This is a genomic window from Corynebacterium sp. 122RC1, from assembly GCF_024580955.1.
In the GTDB taxonomy this organism is placed as follows: domain Bacteria; phylum Actinomycetota; class Actinomycetes; order Mycobacteriales; family Mycobacteriaceae; genus Corynebacterium; species Corynebacterium kozikiae.
Map to the genome: position 1 here is coordinate 16,583 of NZ_JANIKD010000005.1, position 19,092 is coordinate 35,674.

Sequence of the window (19,092 nt, forward strand, 5' to 3'; positions counted from 1 at the left end):
GGAGCCACGGATGCAGTCTCTGGCAGCTACCTCGCGCCACCGTGAGCTCACCCAAGAGCTATTCAACATTGGTGATGAGGTAGCGCAGTACTTGGAGAACCTCGCCCAAGCAGTTGCGGACTGGGACCAGGAACTCGCCGAAGACTGCCTGGTGGAACTCGAGGAAATCGTTGCCGACGCCCGCCTCGACGCCCGCCGAATCCACGCCGAACTCGCGGGTCTGCGCACGGCACTGACCAGCGGGATCGCGTCGGGAAGCATGAGCCTTGAGTCCGTCGAAGCGCCGCAGGTGGCGCCGCCGGTGATTATGACCGCGACGTCGCTGCGCGACCGGTTCCCCATTCTCAACACCCCGGTGATCGTGGGGGAGTTGAGTCAGTCGCTGAACGCCCGCACCGAACTGGTGGAGGAATACCTCCTGCATGTGGTGGACTGGGTGCTCGCGTACACCGAATACGGTGCGCGGGACCTGGACGCGGTGCGTCTGCCCAAGCTCTACGAACAAGCCGGGCAGTTTGCCGCCGAGGCCGTGCAGGCCTGGATTGAGGTAGTTGCCGCGGCACACGGCGCGTACACCCGCTCGATGCGTGGCAACAACCCGCCTGAGTTCCTGGCCGAACGCGCGCGGATCGCTGAGGTTGTGGCGCGCGTTGCACAGAAGAAGCGCCAGACTGCCGGGGAATATGCAGGCTAAACGCACACCATTTGGGGTGTATGTCCACGTTCCGTTCTGCTCCTCCCGCTGCGGCTACTGCGACTTCAACACCTACACCCCAGGGGAGCTGGGGAGCTCGGCCTCGCCGGAAAGCTACCTCGACGCGCTGGAGGTCGAGCTAGAGCTCGCGGCGGCCAGCCCGGGTGTGCGGCCCGCGGACACCGTGTTCGTAGGAGGCGGGACCCCCTCCATGCTCGGCGCGGAAGGCCTCACCCGGCTTTTGAACGCGGTGCGAAACACCATCGGTATCTCGAACACCGCCGAAGTGACCACCGAGGCGAACCCTGAGTCCACCTCCCCTGAATTCTTTGCGGCGCTGCGTGCGGCCGGGTTCACTCGTGTGTCCTTGGGGATGCAGTCTGCGTCGGAACGCGTGCTGCGGATCCTCGAGCGAAGGCACACGCCGGGCCGCGCCTTCGATGCCGCCAAGGAGGCACGCAAGGAAGGGTTTGCGCACGTCAACCTGGACATCATCTACGGAACTCCCACGGAAACCGACGACGAGCTCAAGCTCACCCTGGAGCGCACCCTCGATGCGGGGGTGGATCATGTGAGCGCGTACTCGCTGATCGTAGAGGACGGCACGGCGATGGCCCGCAAGGTGCGCAAAGGGGAGTTGCCGCCGCCCGACGAGGACGTGTATGCCGACCGCTACTGGATGATCGACGCCGCCCTCACCTCCGCCGGCTACCACTGGTACGAGGTATCCAACTGGGCGCTCAAGGGCGGCGAATGCCAGCACAACCTGGGCTATTGGCGCGACGGCGACTGGTGGGGCGCCGGCCCCGGCGCACACTCACACATCGGCGACCAGCGCTTCTTCAACGTCAAACACCCGGCGCGCTACGCCAGCATCCTCGCCGCCGGCGACCTCCCCATCGAGGCCCGCGAAACCCTCAGCCCCCAAGAGCGCTACGAGGAACGGGTGATGCTCGGCCTCCGGCTCAAAGAGGGCCTCCCCGCGAGCGAGCTCAACGAGGTAGTTGTTGCATCCAAGGTTGCACTGGGGCTGCTCAAGCACGAGGGCAGTAGGGTGACGCTCACCGACAAGGGCCGCTTGCTTGCCGACGCCCTCATCGCCGATCTCCTCTTCCCTTAAGGTCCGATCGTCCCCGAGGTTGAAGGGGTGGGTTGCCGCGACGGTTTTCAGGACACCTTTTGGTTTTTGGTGGTTGGTTTGCGGCGAAGGTGTCCTGGTTTCCGTCGCAATCCGAACTGCGGCACCGCCGGCCTCCAAGGCACCAGTGGCCAGGTGGATGAAGAAGGCGCGGGATGTGGGATGTGCCGTGGTGGGGTGCGTCGCTAGGATGGAGTGCATGGCTGGAGCGGCACAGGAACGTAGGCAGGAAGTCCTTCGGGCGATTGTGGCTGACTATATTGCGGCGCAGGAGCCGATTGGCTCGAAGGCGTTGCTTGAGCGCCACAAGTTGAGCGTGAGCTCGGCAACGATTCGCAATGATATGGCTGTGTTGGAGTCGGAAGGCTACATCGTGCAGCCGCATACCAGTTCGGGGCGTATCCCTACGGAGAAGGGGTATCGGGCGTTCGTCGATTCGCTCCATGAAGTCAAGCCTTTGTCTGAACCTGAGCGCACCGCGATCCTTACTTTCTTGGAGGGCGGCGTTGACTTGGAGGATGTGCTGCGCCGGAGTGTGCAGCTTTTGAGCCAGCTCACCAGGCAGGCGGCGGTAGTGGCAATGCCCAATTTGAAGGTGTCTCGGGTGAAGCATTGCGAGGTAGTCCTCCTATCACCGGTGCGGCTGTTGCTTGTGCTGATCACCGATTCGGGTCGAGTGGAGCAGCGGAACGTGGAGCTCACAGAGTTGTGTGAGCCCGAACATGTGGTGCTGTTGCGTGACATTTTGAATCGCGCGTTGGAGGGCAAGACGCTGCCCGATGCGTCCGTTGAGTTGGCCAAATTGCCGCTGAGCCCGAGTGTTCCCAGTGAAGTACAGGGGCATCTTTTGCGCTGCTCAACTGTGCTTTTGGAGACGTTGGTGGAGCAGCCGAATGATCGCTTGATCCTCGCTGGGGCGGCGAACCTCACCCGGATTGCTCGTGATTTCCCCTCGGGTCTGCACGGGGTGCTCGAGGCGCTGGAGGAGCAGGTGGTGGTGCTGAAGCTGTTGGCGAACGTGGCTGATCTTGGGCATGTCTCGGTTCTTATTGGTGAGGAGAACCAGGATGATCAGCTCAATAATGCGTCGGTGGTTGCCGCAGGCTACGGTTCCGCGGGTGCAACGCTTGGCGGCCTTGGGGTGGTGGGCCCCACGCACATGGACTATTCGGGGACGATGAGCAAGGTGCATGCGGTGGCTCGTTACGTCAGTAGGGTTTTGGAGTAGCCGCCGTCGCTACCGCCGCCAGAAACGTGCCCCGCAGAGTTTTCGGGTTGCTGGGGGTGCGCTAAAATTGCCTAGTTTTGTGCCTGTCTCCGTTCGCCCTGAGCGAGCAGGGGAATGTTTGCAGGGGCGGTCATCGTTAGACATAACGGTTGAAATGCATAGCCCAGCACTACTAGTACTGACAGTTATCAATTAGACAAAGTTGGATGAAGAAGGAACCGTGGCTCGAGACTATTACGGCATTCTTGGCGTAGACCGCAACGCGAGTGATGCGGAGATTAAGAAGGCGTACCGCAAGCTGGCTCGGAAGTACCACCCCGATGTGAATGACACCGAGGAGGCCGCGGAGAAGTTCAACGAGCTCAGCATGGCCCAGGAGGTGCTGCTCGACCCTGAGAAGCGCGCGATTGTCGATCGCGGCGGGGACCCGATGGCGTCGGGCGGTGGCTACGGCCCTGGCGCAGGCTACGGTGGGGGCTTCGGTGCAGGCGGCGGGCTCGGTGACATTTTTGAAGCCTTCTTTGGCGGCGCCGCTGGCGGTTCGCGCGGCCCACGTTCGCGGGTGCAGCCAGGTTCGGACGCCCTGCTGCGGATGCAGATCACTTTGGAAGAGGCGTTCGCCGGCGCAAAGAAGCCGGTCACTATTGATACCGCCATTGTGTGTGAGACTTGTACTGGCACCGGTTCAAAGTCCAAGGCAAAGCCAGACCGTTGCGGCAACTGTGGTGGCACGGGTGAAGTGCAGCAGGTGCAGCGTTCGTTCCTCGGCAATGTGATGACCACCGCCACCTGCCAGGTGTGCCAGGGATACGGCGAGGTTATTCCTGATCCGTGTGATACCTGTGGCGGTGATGGTCGCGTTGCGGCGCAGCGTGATGTTGTGGTGAATGTGCCCGCGGGTATCGTCGATGGCATGCGCATCCGCATGGCCGGCCAGGGCGAGGTTGGGCACGGCGGCGGCCCCGCTGGCGATCTCTACGTGGAGGTCCAGCAACTGCCGCACCCTGTGTTCCAGCGGGAGGGCGATGACCTGCACTTTACGGTGCACGTGCCCATGGTGGACGCCGCGCTCGGCACCGCCTTCGAGGTGCAAGACCTGGGTGGTGAGCCCATTGAAATTACGATCCCGGAGGGCACCCAGCCGGCGGAGCGAGTGGTGATCGCGGAGCGCGGCATGCCTCACCTGCGGTCCCAGGGTAAAGGCGACGTCATCGCGCATGTGGACGTCACTGTCCCCACGAACCTCGACGATCGCTCCCGCGAGTTGCTCACCCAGTTGCGCACCCACCGCAGCCACGAGGCCACCGCAGTCTCCCACGCCGATGACGGCCAGGACACCCTCTTCGGCCGCATCCGTAGGAAGTTCCGCCGCTAAATGTCGCTTCCGCTGTTCATCTACGACCTCGACACCCTCCTCGCCGGCGGCACGCCCGAACTTCCCGAATGCGGCGAGGTGCGGCTCAGCGGCCCGGAAGGGCGCCATGCGGTGAGCGTGAAGCGGATCGCGAAAGGGGAGCGGATCCTGCTTTCCGACGGCCACGGGTCCCTCGCAACAGTGCTGGTCACTGGCACTTCGGGGAAGGATGCCCTCAGCGGCCAAGTGGAGGAAATCACGCGCACGCAGATTTCCCCAACGGTCACGGTGTTCCAGGCTCTGCCCAAGGCTGAGCGCTCCGAGCTTGCCGTGGACCTGCTCACGCAAGGCGGCGCGGATGAAATCGTGGCCTTTGAGGCCGAGCGCTGCGTAGCTAAATGGGTGGGCAGCAAGCGGGACAAAGGCCTGACAAAATGGCGCCAGGCCGCGATCGCCGCAGCTAAACAGTCACGCCGTGCCACGGTCCCGCGGGTCACCGGCCCCATGAACACCGCACAGGTCGCCGCAGCACTCGCCACCTTTGACCTGGCCCTCATCCTTCACGAGGAAGCAGCCGTTTCCATCCGTACCGCGCTGAGCACTGCCGACGTCGGCAATGCCGCACGCATCGCCGTGATCATCGGGCCCGAAGGGGGACTCAGTGCCCAGGAAGTTGCCGTGCTCCAAGAAGCCGGGGCGATCGCGATCAAGTTGGGGCCGGAGGTGCTGAGGACCGCTACGGCCGGGCTGGCTGCGCTCGCGGTGATCGGCGCGGCTACTGCTCGCTGGTAAGATGTGCGAGAACATGCCCGGCCAACTTAGAAGCTGAAAAGAGCTGATCCGCACCCTTGAGCGCTGCACCCACCCCGGAAGAGACCCCGGAACAGACCCCGGCACAGACCCCGGCAACGAACTCAATGATGAAACGCACCCTTGAGCTTGACCCCGCCCACGCCAACACTGTCCTTGGCACGCACGATGCGCACCTACTCATCCTGGAAAACCTCCTTGACCTCGCCGTTTTTGCGCGTGGCAACGAGGTCACCATTTCCGGCCCGGAGATCGCCGTGGCCAGGGCCGTGCGCACGCTGAAGGAGCTGCAGTCAATGGCGCGGCGTGGCCATGTGATCACGCCGGACTCGGTGAAGCACACCCTGGAGGTGGTCACTACGAAGGCGCCGGATTCGGTGGAACAGATCCTGGCTGGTGAGATTTTGGCGCGCCGGGGCAAGGTAATTCGCCCCAAGACGCTGGGCCAGAGCGAATATGTGGACGCCATTGATGAGCATACGATCGTGTTCGGCCTCGGGCCCGCGGGCTCCGGCAAGACCTACCTGGCGATGGCCAAGGCGGTCCAAGCCCTGCAGGCGAAGCAGGTCAGCCGCATCATTTTGACCCGACCGGCTGTTGAAGCGGGGGAGAAGCTGGGCTTCCTGCCCGGCACGTTGAATGAGAAAATCGACCCCTACCTGCGCCCTTTGCACGACGCGCTGCGGGACATGGTGGAGCCGGAGGTCATTCCGAAGCTCATGGAAGCCGGCATTATTGAGGTGGCGCCGCTGGCATACATGCGCGGGCGCACGCTGAACGACGCCTTCGTGATCCTCGACGAAGCCCAAAACACTACCCCGGCGCAGATGAAGATGTTCCTCACCCGCCTTGGTTTTGGTTCCAAGATGGTGGTCACTGGCGACATCACGCAGGTAGACCTACCCGGCGGGCAGAAGTCTGGGCTGCGCCTGGTGCGCCACATTCTCCGCGGCGTGGAGGGAGTGCACTTCAGCGAGCTGGGATCTCAGGACGTGGTGCGCCACCAGCTTGTGGGGCGCATCGTGAATGCATATGACGCCTACGAGGAGCAGCAGGAAAAGGCACGGCGGAGTAAAGAGCAAACAGTGAAGGAAGAAGGGCGGGATTCGCAGTGAGCATTGAGGTGATCAACGAGTCCGGTTTTGATGGGGTTAACGAGGAGGCGTTGATCAGCGCGGCGTCGTTCGCCCTGCAAGAGATGGATGTCCACCCAGATACAGAGGTGACCATCTCCGTGGTGGATATCCCCACTATGAGTGACCTGCATGTGCGGTGGATGGACCTGGAAGGTCCCACCGACGTTATGAGTTTCCCCATGGACGAGCTGACCCCGGGCATGGGCCGCCCCGACGCTCAGCCTTTGGGCCCGGCGATGCTTGGTGACATCATCTTGTGCCCCGAATTCGCCGCTAAGCAGGCGGAGAAGGCTGGCCACGATCTTGGCCACGAACTCGCCCTGCTCACCATCCACGGCTGCCTTCACCTCCTGGGCTATGACCACATTGAGCCACGCGAGGAACAGGAGATGTTCGCCCTGCAAAACGAGCTTTTGCGGGACTGGTACGCGGACAACGAGCGCCAGGGCATCAGCTTCGGGCCTCGGCCCTCCAACCCTGGGGCATTTCCCTCGGCGGCGGAGCGCGCGGAGCTTGACAAGCGGGTGCTCGATTCTTCCGGGGACGGTGCTCACGGTGCTGGCGGTGCTCACGGTGCTGGCGGCGGGATCCCCGCCATCGGGGAGATTGATCGGGGCCAGCGGTGAGCCCCTTGATCGTGGCGCTGGTGACTATGGTCGCGCTGTTGGCGTCGGGAGTGATCTCCACCGTGGAAACCGCGGTGAGCCAAGTGTCCCGCGCACGCGTGGAGCACATGGCCAAGGAGGAGGACGCTCCGGCGGCGCGCGGTCTGCTGAAGGTGCTGGACCACCGCGCGGAACACATCAACCTGCTGGTGTTTTTCCGCACCATTCTGGACGTCACCGCCGCCGTGTTCGCCGCGGTGTTTGCGCTGGAGTTCGTGGAGGATGAGCGCTGGGCGCTGGTGGCAGCGATCGCTGGTGTTTCGTTGATTACCTTCGCGGTAATCGGCGTGTTTTCACGCACCATGGGCAAGAAAAATCCCTACACGATCTCCCAGTACAGCGCCGGTTTACTCAACGTGTTTGCGTTATTCTTGGGCCCCATCCCCAAGGTGCTCATCAAGATTGGTAACGTGATCGCGCCGGGGCCCGGTTTTCGCGACGGCCCCTATTCCACCGAAGTTGAGCTGCGGGAGATGGTGGACATCGCCCAAGAGCACGGCGTGGTGGAGATTGAGGAACGCCGGATGATTCAGTCGGTGTTTGATCTGGCCTCGCAGACGGCGCGTTCCGTGATGGTGCCGCGCCCGGAAATGGTGTGGATTGAATCCAATAAAACCGCAGGCCAGGCCACCAGTTTGTGCGTGCGTTCCGGGTTTTCTCGCCTGCCGGTTATCGGTGAGACGGTCGATGAAATCCTAGGCGTGGTGTACCTGAAAGACCTGGTTCAGCGGACGTACTACTCCACGGATGGCGGCAAGTCCGTCACGGTGGATGAGGTGATGCGCCCGGCAACCTTTGTGCCCGACTCCAAAAACCTCGATGCCCTGCTCCACGAGATGCAACGCGACCGCTACCACATCGCCATGCTGGTGGATGAGTACGGCGGCATCGCCGGGCTGATCTCAATTGAGGACATTCTGGAAGAAATCGTGGGCGAGATCGCAGACGAATACGATGATCGCGAGATCGCCCCGATCGAACGCATCGAGGATCAGCCGCCGGCTTACCGCGTGGTGTCGCGCCTCTCTTTGGAGGACCTGGTGGAGCATCTGCGCGAGGAGCTCGGCGTGGACATCGAGTTCACCGAGGACATCGAGGACCAAGTGGACACGGTTGCCGGCCTCATCGCGTATGAAATGGGGCGTGTGCCGCTGCCGGGGACTACGGTGGAAACGTGCGGGCTGCGCCTGCGTGCAGATGGCGGCCGCGACCGCCGTGGCAGAATCCGCGTGAGCAGTGTGCTCGTGACGGTTTTGGAACAACAAGATCAAGAAGAAGACTAAATGAATATCATCTCCATCCAGTCGCACGTCTCCTACGGCCACGTGGGTAATTCCGCGGCGGTGTTCCCGCTGCAGCGCATCGGCCATGAGGTGTGGCCGGTGCACACCGTGAACTTCTCCAACCACACGGGCTACGGTCAATGGGGTGGGGAGCTCATCCCGGCCGAGCAGGTGCGTGAGGTGATCAATGGTATCGACGCCCGCGGGGCACTTCCCAAGGTGGACGCGGTCATTTCCGGCTATCAGGGCGGGGCGGACATCGCGGATGTCATCATCGACGCCGTTCAGCGGGTGAAGGCCGAAAACCCCAACGCCGTGTATGCCTGCGACCCGGTAATGGGTAACGCTAAGTCCGGTTGCTTTGTGTCTGACCTCATCCCGCCTCTGCTGCGCGACCGCGTGGTTCCGGTTGCAGACATCATCACGCCGAACCAGTTTGAGCTCGGCTACCTCACCGGCATCGAGGCGCACGACATCCCATCGACCCTTCAAGCCGCGAAGGCTGCCCAAGAAATGGGGCCGAAGACCGTGCTGGTGACGTCGGTACTGCGCCCCGACGCACCGGAGAACACCATCGAAATGATCGCCGTCAATGAGTCCGGCGCTTGGATTGTGCAGACCCCATTCCTGGACTTCAAGCGCAACGGCTCCGGCGATGTTACTGCGGCCCTGTTCACAGGCCATTACATCCGCGATTTCGACGCCGCGAAGGCCCTAGGCAACACGGCGGCAAGCGTGTTCGGGCTGATTGAAGACACGTTCCACGCCGACTCCCGCGAGCTTACCCTGGTGGATTCCCAGGAGCAGTACGTGGCGCCACGCCACACCTTCGCGGTGGAGCAAATCGCCTAAGAGAAACCGCGTGTACTGGCTTTTTGCCTGCCAGCAGGGCTAGGATTGGCGCTAATGACTGATTTTGCTGCCACCCCAGAAGGCTTTCGTTCTGGCTTTGTAAGTTTTGTTGGTAGGCCCAACACCGGTAAATCAACCCTCACCAACGCGCTGGTTGGGGAAAAGATTGCGATCACCGCGAACCAGCCGGAGACCACCCGCCACCCTATCCGCGGCATTGTGCACCGCGAGGACGCCCAGGTGATCGTGGTGGATACCCCAGGGCTGCACCGCCCCCGAACGCTGTTGGGCGAGCGCCTCAACGAGGTGGTGAAGGAAACGTATTCAGACATGGATCTGATTGCGCTCACCATCCCGGCCGACGAAAAGATCGGACCAGGTGATCGGTGGATTTTGGACGCGGTGCGCCGCTTTGCCCCCAAGACCCCGATCCTCGGCATTGTGACCAAGGTGGATAAGGTCTCGCGGGACGAGGTTGCGGCGCAGCTCATGGCGCTGCACGAACTCCTTGGCGGCGAGTCCGAGGTGGTCCCGGTGTCCGCTGTCACCGGTGAGCAGCGCGACGTGCTGCTAGACGTGATCGTGCAACACCTGCCGGAGGGGCCAAAGTTCTACCCAGATGATCACGTGACGGATGATGACGCGAACACCCGCATCGCCGAGCTCATTCGTGAGGCAGCGCTGTCCGGCCTGAAAGACGAGCTCCCGCACTCAGTGGCCGTGGAGGTGGATGAGATTCTGCCGAGCGAGGACCGCGAGGGCGTGTTAGACGTCCACGCCGTGATCTACGTAGAACGCCCCGGCCAAAAGTCCATCATCATTGGCCACCAGGGCCGCAGGCTATCCCGGATCGTGCACAACTCCAGGCAGCAGATTATTGACATCCTGGGCCAAAACATTTACCTGGACCTGCGGATCAAGGTGCTGAAGAACTGGCAGCAAGACCCGAAGTCCCTGGGGCGCCTGGGCTTCTAAGGAGGCGTGATGCGCAGGCAAAGCGTCCACGCCCGTGCTCTTGTGGTGCGCTCCTATGACTTTGGCGAGGCAGACCGGGTGATCGTGCTGCTCACCCGGGAGTTCGGCATTGTGCGAGGTGTGGCCAAGGGGGTGCGGCGTGCGAAGAGCCGATTCGGCTCCCGGCTGGAGCCCTTTGTGGAACTCAGCGTGCAGCTGTACCAGGGCAAAAGCCTGTCCACCATCACGCAGGCTGACACCGTGGAGTTTTTCGGCGCGGAGCTTATTGACGACCTCGCCCGCTACGCCGCAGGCTGCGCGGTCTTGGAAGGCGTGGAAAAGCTGGCGTATGAAGGTGCGGAGAGCGCGGCGCTCTATGACCTTGCGGTAGGGGCGCTGAAAGCCCTGCGCGCGTCGGAAATGCCCAAGCTCCACGTAGCAAGTTTTCTGCTTCGCGCGATGGCCGTGACCGGCTGGGAACCGAGCCTCTATCAGTGCGCGCAGTGCGGCGCGGAGGGCCCACACCACGCGTTTCACCCCCATGCTGGCGGGGCGGTGTGCGTAATGTGCCGCCCGGCGGGCACCCGGGAAGTCGACCCGGAGGCACTGCACATCATGTGGTTGCTGTTGCAGGGCGCGGATCAGGCCGCCGCCGCGCTGGTCACGCCCACCCGCCTGGCCCAGGTGGAGAAGATGGTGCGCGATCATCTGCACTGGCACAGCGAGCGGCGGGTGCTGAGCTTGAATGTGCTTGACCAAGCCTAAAGTGGCAGAATTGCTGGGGTGAATGCTCAAACGAACCCCGAAATTCCTGCAGAGATTCCTACCGAAATTCCTGCAGAGTTCCTGCCGCGCCACATCGCGCTGGTGATGGACGGCAACGGCAGGTGGGCAACCGAGCGGGGGCTCCCGCGTACCGAGGGGCACAAACGCGGCGAGGCCGTGCTGCTGGACATGGTGGATACCTGTCTTGAGCTGGGCGTACCCTACCTATCCGCCTATGCCTTCTCCACCGAAAACTGGCGCCGCAGCGCCTCCGAGGTGCGCTTCCTCATGGGCTTCAACCGCGACGTCCTGCGCCGCCAGCGCGACTACCTGCATTCCCGCGGCGTCCGCGTCCGTTGGGCAGGCCGCCGCCCCCGTCTGTGGCGCTCCGTGATCCGCGAACTCGAAGCCGCCGAGCAGCTCACCGAGCACAACACCAACATGACGCTCGCAATGTGCGTGAACTACGGGGGCAGGGCTGAGATTGTCGACGCAGCCCGGGCGATCGCTCGCAAAGCCGCCGCAGGCGAGTTGCGGCCCGAGGAGATCACCGAACAGACCTTCACGCAGTTCCTCGACGAGCCGGATATGCCGGACGTGGACCTCTTCCTGCGTCCCTCTGGGGAGAAGCGCACCTCGAACTTCCTTTTGTGGCAGTCGGCCTACGCGGAGATGGTCTACCAGGACAAACTGTTCCCAGACTATACCTCGGCAGACCTGCGTGCGGCGGTGCTGGAGTATGCGCAACGAGACCGTCGTTTTGGTGGTGTGAAGTGATCGCTCATAACGGTGAAGGGGAAGGGGAGGGCCCCACAGACGCGCAGATCAAGCGTTGGCGGCAATACCTAGCCAACGAGCGTGCGGAGGCCGCGGTGTACCGTGAGCTGGCTAAACGCAAGGAAGGCGAGGAGCGCGAGATTCTGCTGGGCATCGCTGATGCGGAGGCACGCCACGAGCAGCACTGGCTGAAGCTCCTGGGGCCAGAGGTGGGCATGCCGGTTCGCCCCGACCGCTCCACCAGGGCTATGGCCTGGATGGCGCGCAGGTTCGGTTCCGTGTTTGTCCTTGCAATGATGCAGACCGCGGAGACGCGCAGCCCCTACGCCTCAGACGAAGACGCCACCGAACAAATGAAGGCTGACGAAGCCATCCACGCCGAGGTGGTTCGAGGGCTCGCCGCTCGGGGGCGCGAGCAGATCTCCGGCGACTTCCGCGCGGCGGTCTTCGGCGCCAACGACGGTTTGGTGTCCAACCTCGCCCTCGTCCTGGGTGTGATGGCCTCCGGCGTCCCGAGCAACGTTGTGTTGCTTACCGGCATTTCCGGTTTGCTTGCCGGCGCACTGTCAATGGGAGCCGGTGAGTTTATTTCTGTGAAAAGTCAAAATGAACTCTTGGAGGCTTCTCGCCCGCACCCAGAAGCTACAGAGGCAATCCAGGAACTTGATGTAGACGCGAACGAACTCGCCCTGGTGTACCGTGCGCGCGGTATGAGTGAGATTGAGGCGGAAATTCAGGCCGCCAAGCTGTTCAACCAGATTGAGCAGAGCCAAAAGATTTCCCGCGAGGAGTTTGGCAAGGGCCTCAGTGGGGCTAACGGGGGAATGGGTGGTGCGTGGTCGGCGGCAGTATCGAGCTTTTGCTTTTTCGCGTCAGGGGCGCTGATCCCAATCCTGCCGTTCCTGTTCGGGTTGGCCACCTCAACCGCGGGTATCATCGCCCTGGTGCTCGTGAGCCTGGCATTGATGCTCACCGGCTCGATCACCGGCATATTGTCGGGTAAGTCGCCGCTGAAGCGGGCGCTGCGCCAGCTCGCCATTGGTATCGGCGCCTCCGTGGTGACCTATCTTTTGGGATTGGCCTTCGGCACCGTGGTGGGTTAGCGGTGGTGAGGGAGCGGCTTAGTGCGATTCGGTTGAGCTTCTGGTGGTGTCAAGGCGGGCCGAGCACTGGGTGCAAAGCCCAAAAATCTCGGCGTCATGGCCGGTCAGCGTGTAACCGAACTGGCTAGCCACCTCCTTGGCCCACTGTTCCACTGGGCCACCGTCGATTTCTTCGGTCCGACCGCAATTGGTGCATACCAAGTGATGGTGGTGATCCTCGGAGATGCAGTGCCGGTACAGGGTTTCCCCGCCGGTGATGTGCAATACGTCTACTGCCTTGATATCTGCCAGAGATTGCAGGGTGCGGTATACGGTTGTCAGGCCCACTCGCTGGTCACGCCGCGTGAGTTCGTGGTGGATTGTTTTTGCGGACGCAAAATTGTCCAATTCACGCAACACCTTCACCACTGCGGTGCGCTGGCGGGTACTCCGTACACCGAGCTTGGGTACTGATTGATCCGTTGATCGAGGCATAACAACCTTCCAAATTCTTTCCCAATATCTTGCCAAAGCGGCCGAAAACCTGCACCTTGCGCTGGATCTGCAAAGTGGCGCGGGTGCCAGGACCTGGCGGCATCGGGAATGAGGGACGCGACCGGCGCTCTTAGGAGCCGGACGGACACCCAACATGAACGGTTCATAACAGCACGGACCGTACGGACGGTACGGACGTGCGTGATCATGAAAACCCATGATGCCAGGCCCCAGAACTAGGGACTTGGGAGTTCTCTACGGGTGCTTACCCTTGGACGAACGACTATGAAATTGGCTATGGAAAAACTAAAAGCGAAGCCCGTGAACTGTGGTGAATTTGAGGAAAATGAGTTAAGGCTTCTCAGTAATGACTTTGGGGGACTGTGAATAACGTGCCCTTTTCCATTAAGAACCCATATTCTGGGCAACATTCCCAGTTTTTGGGATAAGTAAACAAATCTAATGAATAAAATTATAAATCACCGTGGGGAACTGGGGGAAATGTGGTGCATGAACCGGCCCTTTCCGGGAATTTAAGTGTGTAGTGGGCAGGGTTGAAATTCTTGCAAAAACTTGCAATAGGCGCGCGGAGTGGGGCGTGCTGGGGAAGAATATGTCCTGCTCCGCGCGGATGGATGTCACTCTTTCAACGCCTCGCCTGAGTACTGCAAATTTTTGCAAGCGGAACATCAAGGGAGCGGTGGAGCGATATTTATCCTCATTTTTTGGCGTTGTCAAGTGATGTTCAGTAAGGGGTCGTCGAGCCATTCTTAGGACTCCCCTAGAGCTACAACGCTGCAATCTCCTGCAACCTCGAGGGTGCTCCGCCGCGGCCTACCTTGGGGGCGTTGGGGTGCTGGCGGCGTCGTACATGCTCACCAAAGGTACCGGGGTCGGTCAGGCGCGAAAAGCTGCAAGCGCACGCTACACTAGGGCCTTGTATGTTGTAGGCGTCTGGGCAGGGCCGTGCGTGTGGGCCAGCCGGGCGCTGAACAGGAATCGTTGAAGTGCAAGGAGTTGGTGGACCCCCGTGGCTGCTAAGAATGTGATTGAAACCGTAGTGAACCTTTGTAAGCGCCGCGGACTGGTGTACCCAAGTGGTGAAATCTACGGCGGTACTCGTTCTGCCTGGGATTACGGTCCGCTCGGTGTGGAGCTCAAGGAGAATATCAAGCGGCAATGGTGGCGTTCAATGGTGACGTCGCGCCCCGATGTGGTGGGCGTGGATACGTCGGTGATTCTGCCGCGCCAGACCTGGGTGTCCTCCGGCCACGTTGAGGTGTTTACGGATCCGCTGGTGGAATCCTTGCACACGCACAAGCGCTACCGCGCTGACCACCTGATTGAGGCCTACGAGGAAAAGCACGGCCATCCACCAGCAAACGGTCTGGCAGACATCCCAGATCCAGAAACCGGCCAGCCAGGCGCCTGGACCGAACCAAAGGCATTCTCCGGCCTGCTTAAGACCTACCTTGGCCCCGTGGATGATGAGGAGGGCTTGCACTACCTGCGCCCAGAGACCGCCCAGGGCATCTTTGTGCAGTTCAAGAACGTGCTGAACTCCTCGCGTCAGAAGCCACCTTTTGGTATTGCAAACATCGGCAAGTCGTTCCGCAACGAGATCACCCCAGGTAACTTCATCTTCCGCACCCGCGAATTCGAGCAGATGGAGATGGAGTTCTTCGTCCAGCCCGGCACTGACGAAGAATGGCACCAGTACTGGATTGACGCCCGCTACCAGTGGTACGTAGACCTCGGCATCAACCCTGAGAACCTGCGCCTGTACGAGCACCCTCAAGAGAAGCTTTCCCACTACTCCAAGCGCACCGTGGACGTGGAGTACGCATTCGGCTTCCAGGGCTCCAAGTGGGGAGAGCTTGAGGGCGTTGCCAACCGCACCGACTACGACCTGCGCGTTCACTCCGAAGGCTCCGGCGAGGACCTGAGCTACTTTGACCAGGAATCTGGCGAGCGCTGGATCCCTTACGTCATCGAGCCCGCCGCTGGCCTGGGCCGTTCCATGATGGCCTTCCTGGTGGACGCCTACCACGAAGAGGAGGCGCCAAACGCCAAGGGTGGCGTGGATACCCGCGTGGTGCTCAAGCTGGACTACCGCCTTGCCCCAATCAAGGTGGCCGTGCTGCCGCTTTCCAAGAAGGAGCCGCTCACAGAGAAGGCCACCGAGCTGGCCGAGCAGTTGCGCCAGTTCTGGAACGTGGATTACGACACCTCCGGCGCCATCGGCCGCCGCTACCGCCGCCAGGACGAGGTAGGCACCCCGTTCTGCGTGACCGTAGACTTTGACACCATGGAGGACGGCGCCGTGACCGTCCGCGAGCGCGACACCATGGCACAGGAGCGCGTGAAGCTTGAGGACCTGCAGTCCTACCTGGCTGCACGCCTGATTGGTTGCTAGTGATGTACGACCTCTCCCACACCGGCTGGACCAATCGCCGCAAAGAACAAGGCCGCGTACTCGTAGACCTCCACGACGCCAAGTCTCTCACCATGGGCACGTTTCCCAGGGACTTGCTGGGCAGCGAGGACGTCACCGTGCTCGGGCAGCAGTGGCGTATCGACGCCACCAAACAGCGGCTCACCGCAACCCTCCCAGACGGCTCGGTGTTCACGGCCGCGGCTGTGGACAAGCCTTTCGGCAAAGCCCACCGCATTGATATCAACGTGGGCATTCCCGTAGTTGCAATCAACGAGCAGCGCATGGATTGGGTATACGCCACCAACGATGCCGCAGACCAAAAAGTGGGCCAATTCTCCGGTGGCAACAACGGCGCCCGCAACTCCTACACCGAGTTCGAGCAAGAAGTGCCGCTGAGCCCCGAACAAGCCGCCTTCCTCTCTTTGGTGTCGCGCACCGTGATGGAGGCAAAGCTGGGCGGGTCCACGCTGGTCCTCACGGTGAGCCTGCTGCTGCTCACCCCAATCATCCTGTTTATGCTGCTCTGATGACTACCTACACGTGGCGCGGACAGGAGATGCACGGCCCCTCCGGCGTGCTAGCCTTTGTCCGCGCCGAAATCCTTCACGTGGGCGACCAACGGCTCCTCCTGGAAACCTCCCAAGGCACGGTGATCGGTTTCCGTGCCCGCGCTACCAGCATGACCGGCGAGGTCTTCACCATCCACAAAGTGAGCCTCACCGTCCACGAACTCGCCGCCTCGTGCGCTGGCCGCCGCTACCGCCTGGTGCGCACCAGCCCCTGGCGCAAGGTCCGCGACGTACTCGACGTTGACGATCAAGTAGTCTTCCGCCTCCGCGCGCTTACCGACGGCACCCTCCTCGCCGAACTCCCGGAGGCTCCCAACGCCCCTAGCATCCCTACCATCGACCTCGTATTCCTCACCTACGGCGCGATGCTGGTGGATACCCCAAACCGGGTGCTGCGGATATAAAAAATGAGGCCTTTCGGCCTCATTTTTGCTTAGAAGGATCCGCCACGGAAGCCACCGCCGCCGCCACCAAAGCCGCCGCCGCGGAAACCACCGCCTCCGCCGCCGAAGCCTCCGCCACCAAAGCTGCCGCCTCCGAAGCCCCCGCCTCCGAAACCGCCGGCACGGCCGGATCCGTTCAGGATCTCGTTGATGACCATGCCAGTGATGATTCCTCCCATGTTCGAGCCGCCACCGCGTGGGGTGTTGTTGCGCTGGTAGGTGCTGAAATCCTGTTCGGCAGCGCGTAGAGCGCTACGGGCGGCTGCTGCTGCCTGGCGTGCGTATTCAGTGGCTGCCTTGGTGTTGCTGGTTTGATCTTGAAGTGCCTGGGCGTGCAGGCGCTGCGCGTTGGCCAGGTGGCCGCGTGCCCCGGAACGCACCACGCGGCCGCGGGTATCAATATAGTCCGCGGCTTGCTGAATCAGTGCTTGAGCCACCTGCACTTGTTGCTGGAAGAGCGCGAGTTGGCGCTGCTGCGTATTGGCGGCATCGCGCAAGAGGTCCAGTTGGGCATCGAGGTCGGTGTCTGCGTCGGTAAGCTCTGTCCATGCCCCGAGTGGGTCGCTGCCCTTGGTCTCTTGCGCGGTGGCGAGGGCTTCGCGGGCGTGGGCGAGGGCGGAGTCAAGAGCACTCCAATCCATCTGCGCGCCTTGGTGCATGCCCTGTTCGCGCAGTGTAGTGGCCTCGGTGATTTCCGCTTGGACCTCCGTGATGAGTGGTTCGATGCCTGCGGTCGCGGCGGCGATGTTCGCCTGGGCATTCTCAATCGCGGCAATTTGCTTTGCTGCGTTAGTGGTTGCGGATTCGGCGGCGCGGATGAGGTCAACGATCGCACCCTGCTCGCCTGCCGGCTTGGATTGGATGGCGCGAGCGGCGTCGATGTTGCGTTCTGCCTGCTCGATCGCGGCCGCTGCGATCTCTGGATTATGCGCGATGGAGTTCAGCATGGACTCCGAATACTGTGCTTTGAGCTGTTGTAGTTCCGCTTCTGCCTTGGGCAGGCGCGAGCGCAGGTCCACCACTTGGGCCACCAGCGTATCCAGTGCTTGCGGCGCGTTGATAAGCAGATTACGCAGCTTGGAGAAGTTTGCGGCCTCGGCCTCCAGGGCGTCGTCGGCGGATGCGCAACTGGAAATGATCTCAATGAGCAGCATCCGCTTTTCCTGCTCGCCCTGGTACTGGCCAGACGCGAGCTGCTGCTGCACGGCGAAGGCCTTTTGCAAGGTGGTGGTGGAGTGATTCATGGCGCGTTGGAAGTTGCGGGTGCGTTCGGCGCCGAACTCGGCCACGGCGATCTCAAGTTCCTCGCGTGCTCCGCGAATCGACTCATCCGTGGACACCAGCTCCTCCTGCGCGAGCGTCTCTAGTGTGGTGGTGGGCAGGGCTGCGAGCGACTGCCGATCACCTGGGGTAATGGCACGTGCCTGCTCGAGCGTGGCCTGATCCTGCTTCTTGCGGCGGTTACGAGTGTATGCCCAGGCGCCGCCACCGGTTGCCACCAACGCCGCCCCGCCCGCGCCGAGCCACGCCAGGTCACCGCCGTCAACTGAGGTCTGGGGCGACGTCGTGACGCTTGCATTCCCTGCGCCGATAGGTGCGCTCGCGGCTGCGAGTGCGGCGCCGGCCCAGTTCGAGTCCCCGAGCAGCGGCTGCGACTCGTCGTACACCGCGTCCAGGGCCGCCGACGACCACCCCTCGCCGCCGCTGACACCGAATTCGCGGTCGCCCACCGCCACCACGAACACTGCGCCCTGTTGCGTGCCCATGCTACTTTGTGCCTGGTTAGCCCACACTTCCGGCGAAATCCCGCCGAAAGAATCAAGGTACACCACCCTCAGGATGAGGCCCGTCTCGCTCTGCAGCTCACTGATGGCAGCCGCAATCTCAGTCTCATCTGCACCACTGAGCACTCCGGCCTCATCTGTCACAGCCTGGCTGAGGTCCGGAATGTTCGATGCCGCCAAATCCTCATAGGCGGCAGCCTGCGGCAAGAGAGGACTTAACGACGCTCCCAAGGCGGGCACGCCCAGAAGCCCAGCGAGCGCGACGGAAGCAGCAAAGCGCGAAAGTTTCATGCCCACCACTTTAGCGGCTCGCCTTATCAGTCCGTTGGGGTGGTTCTCCGCTGGCCGTATCCACGACGGTTTTCAGGACACCTTTGCTCGTTGCCCGCCGCGGTTTGGGTAAAGGTGTCCTGATTTCCGTCGTGGATAGTGGAGGACCGGGCCAGCGGCCAACAGCGTAGGTTTTCAGGACACCTTTTGTATGGGGACGCCGCGGTTTGGGTAAAGGTGTCCTGATTTCCGTCGTGGTTGGTGCCGAACCGAGCCATACGCAAACAACGTAGGTTTTCAGGACACCTTCAATAATTTCCAGCCGCCTCAGCAGCAAAGGTGTCCTGGTTGCCGTC

18 protein-coding genes are annotated in these 19,092 nt (G+C 62.0%); 16 read left to right on the plus strand and 2 right to left on the minus strand.

Annotated features, from left to right (window positions below; translation table 11 throughout):
* Window positions 1–10: 10 nt before the first annotated feature.
* From NQ050_RS03620 to NQ050_RS03680, 13 genes are all read left to right on the plus strand, one after another.
* Window positions 11–694, plus strand: a complete 684-nt coding sequence (locus NQ050_RS03620) for a hypothetical protein (protein WP_257037926.1) — start codon at window positions 11–13, stop codon at window positions 692–694.
* Window positions 684–1,814: a radical SAM family heme chaperone HemW gene (hemW, locus tag NQ050_RS03625; RefSeq protein WP_257037927.1), complete on the plus strand. Its 1,131-nt coding sequence runs from the start codon at window positions 684–686 to the stop codon at window positions 1,812–1,814. The genes NQ050_RS03620 and hemW overlap by 11 nt, the downstream gene beginning before the upstream one ends.
* Before the next feature lie 217 nt (window positions 1,815–2,031).
* On the plus strand, window positions 2,032–3,060 hold the full coding sequence (gene hrcA / locus NQ050_RS03630; protein ID WP_257037928.1) for a heat-inducible transcriptional repressor HrcA: 1,029 nt from the start codon (window positions 2,032–2,034) through the stop codon (window positions 3,058–3,060).
* A 220-nt stretch (window positions 3,061–3,280) separates the two neighbouring features.
* A complete protein-coding gene (dnaJ, locus tag NQ050_RS03635) occupies window positions 3,281–4,435 on the plus strand; it encodes a molecular chaperone DnaJ (RefSeq protein WP_257037929.1) in 1,155 nt (384 codons plus the stop codon).
* On the plus strand, window positions 4,436–5,206 hold the full coding sequence (locus tag NQ050_RS03640) for a 16S rRNA (uracil(1498)-N(3))-methyltransferase (RefSeq protein WP_257037930.1): 771 nt from the start codon (window positions 4,436–4,438) through the stop codon (window positions 5,204–5,206).
* Window positions 5,207–5,334: 128 nt separating this feature from the next.
* Window positions 5,335–6,339: a PhoH family protein gene (locus NQ050_RS03645; RefSeq protein WP_373456424.1), complete on the plus strand. Its 1,005-nt coding sequence runs from the start codon at window positions 5,335–5,337 to the stop codon at window positions 6,337–6,339.
* Window positions 6,336–6,986 carry an rRNA maturation RNase YbeY gene (gene ybeY, locus NQ050_RS03650; protein WP_257037931.1) on the plus strand — a complete coding sequence of 217 codons (651 nt, stop codon included), beginning with the start codon at window positions 6,336–6,338 and terminating at the stop codon, window positions 6,984–6,986. The genes NQ050_RS03645 and ybeY overlap by 4 nt, the downstream gene beginning before the upstream one ends.
* A 26-nt stretch (window positions 6,987–7,012) precedes the next feature.
* Window positions 7,013–8,308 (plus strand): hemolysin family protein, encoded by a 1,296-nt coding sequence (locus NQ050_RS03655; protein WP_306428487.1) that lies wholly within the window; start codon window positions 7,013–7,015, stop codon window positions 8,306–8,308.
* A complete protein-coding gene (pdxY, locus tag NQ050_RS03660) occupies window positions 8,309–9,160 on the plus strand; it encodes a pyridoxal kinase PdxY (RefSeq protein WP_257037933.1) in 852 nt (283 codons plus the stop codon). It abuts the gene before it with no gap.
* A gap of 54 nt (window positions 9,161–9,214) precedes the next feature.
* Window positions 9,215–10,135, plus strand: coding sequence for a GTPase Era (gene era, locus NQ050_RS03665; RefSeq protein WP_257037934.1), 921 nt, complete (start codon window positions 9,215–9,217; stop codon window positions 10,133–10,135).
* Between the two features lie 9 nt (window positions 10,136–10,144).
* Complete coding sequence (recO, locus tag NQ050_RS03670; protein WP_257037935.1) at window positions 10,145–10,879, plus strand: DNA repair protein RecO; 735 nt, start codon at window positions 10,145–10,147, stop codon at window positions 10,877–10,879.
* 42 nt (window positions 10,880–10,921) lie between these two features.
* Window positions 10,922–11,656, plus strand: coding sequence for an isoprenyl transferase (locus NQ050_RS03675; protein ID WP_257038051.1), 735 nt, complete (start codon window positions 10,922–10,924; stop codon window positions 11,654–11,656).
* Window positions 11,653–12,759, plus strand: a complete 1,107-nt coding sequence (locus tag NQ050_RS03680; RefSeq protein ID WP_373456423.1) for a VIT1/CCC1 transporter family protein — start codon at window positions 11,653–11,655, stop codon at window positions 12,757–12,759. Before NQ050_RS03675 ends, NQ050_RS03680 begins: the two co-directional genes overlap by 4 nt.
* Window positions 12,760–12,777: 18 nt before the next feature.
* Here the strand turns inward: NQ050_RS03680 and NQ050_RS03685 are convergent, their stop codons facing one another.
* Window positions 12,778–13,233 carry a Fur family transcriptional regulator gene (locus NQ050_RS03685; RefSeq protein ID WP_257037936.1) on the minus strand — a complete coding sequence of 152 codons (456 nt, stop codon included), beginning with the start codon at window positions 13,231–13,233 and terminating at the stop codon, window positions 12,778–12,780.
* Between the two features lie 1,030 nt (window positions 13,234–14,263).
* On the opposite strand from NQ050_RS03685, the gene NQ050_RS03690 reads away from it, so the two are divergent.
* The 3 genes from NQ050_RS03690 to NQ050_RS03700 are packed head-to-tail and all read left to right on the plus strand — an operon-like array spanning window position 14,264 to window position 16,643.
* Window positions 14,264–15,649, plus strand: a complete 1,386-nt coding sequence (locus tag NQ050_RS03690; protein WP_257037937.1) for a glycine--tRNA ligase — start codon at window positions 14,264–14,266, stop codon at window positions 15,647–15,649.
* 2 nt (window positions 15,650–15,651) lie between these two features.
* The gene (locus NQ050_RS03695) at window positions 15,652–16,197 is read left to right on the plus strand and encodes a hypothetical protein (RefSeq protein ID WP_257037938.1); all 546 of its coding nucleotides are present in this window, start codon (window positions 15,652–15,654) and stop codon (window positions 16,195–16,197) included.
* Window positions 16,197–16,643: a hypothetical protein gene (locus tag NQ050_RS03700; RefSeq protein WP_257037939.1), complete on the plus strand. Its 447-nt coding sequence runs from the start codon at window positions 16,197–16,199 to the stop codon at window positions 16,641–16,643. The genes NQ050_RS03695 and NQ050_RS03700 overlap by 1 nt, the downstream gene beginning before the upstream one ends.
* A gap of 29 nt (window positions 16,644–16,672) precedes the next feature.
* Here the strand turns inward: NQ050_RS03700 and NQ050_RS03705 are convergent, their stop codons facing one another.
* Window positions 16,673–18,757 carry a YgcG family protein gene (locus NQ050_RS03705; RefSeq protein WP_257037940.1) on the minus strand — a complete coding sequence of 695 codons (2,085 nt, stop codon included), beginning with the start codon at window positions 18,755–18,757 and terminating at the stop codon, window positions 16,673–16,675.
* Between the last annotated feature and the right edge of the window lie 335 nt (window positions 18,758–19,092).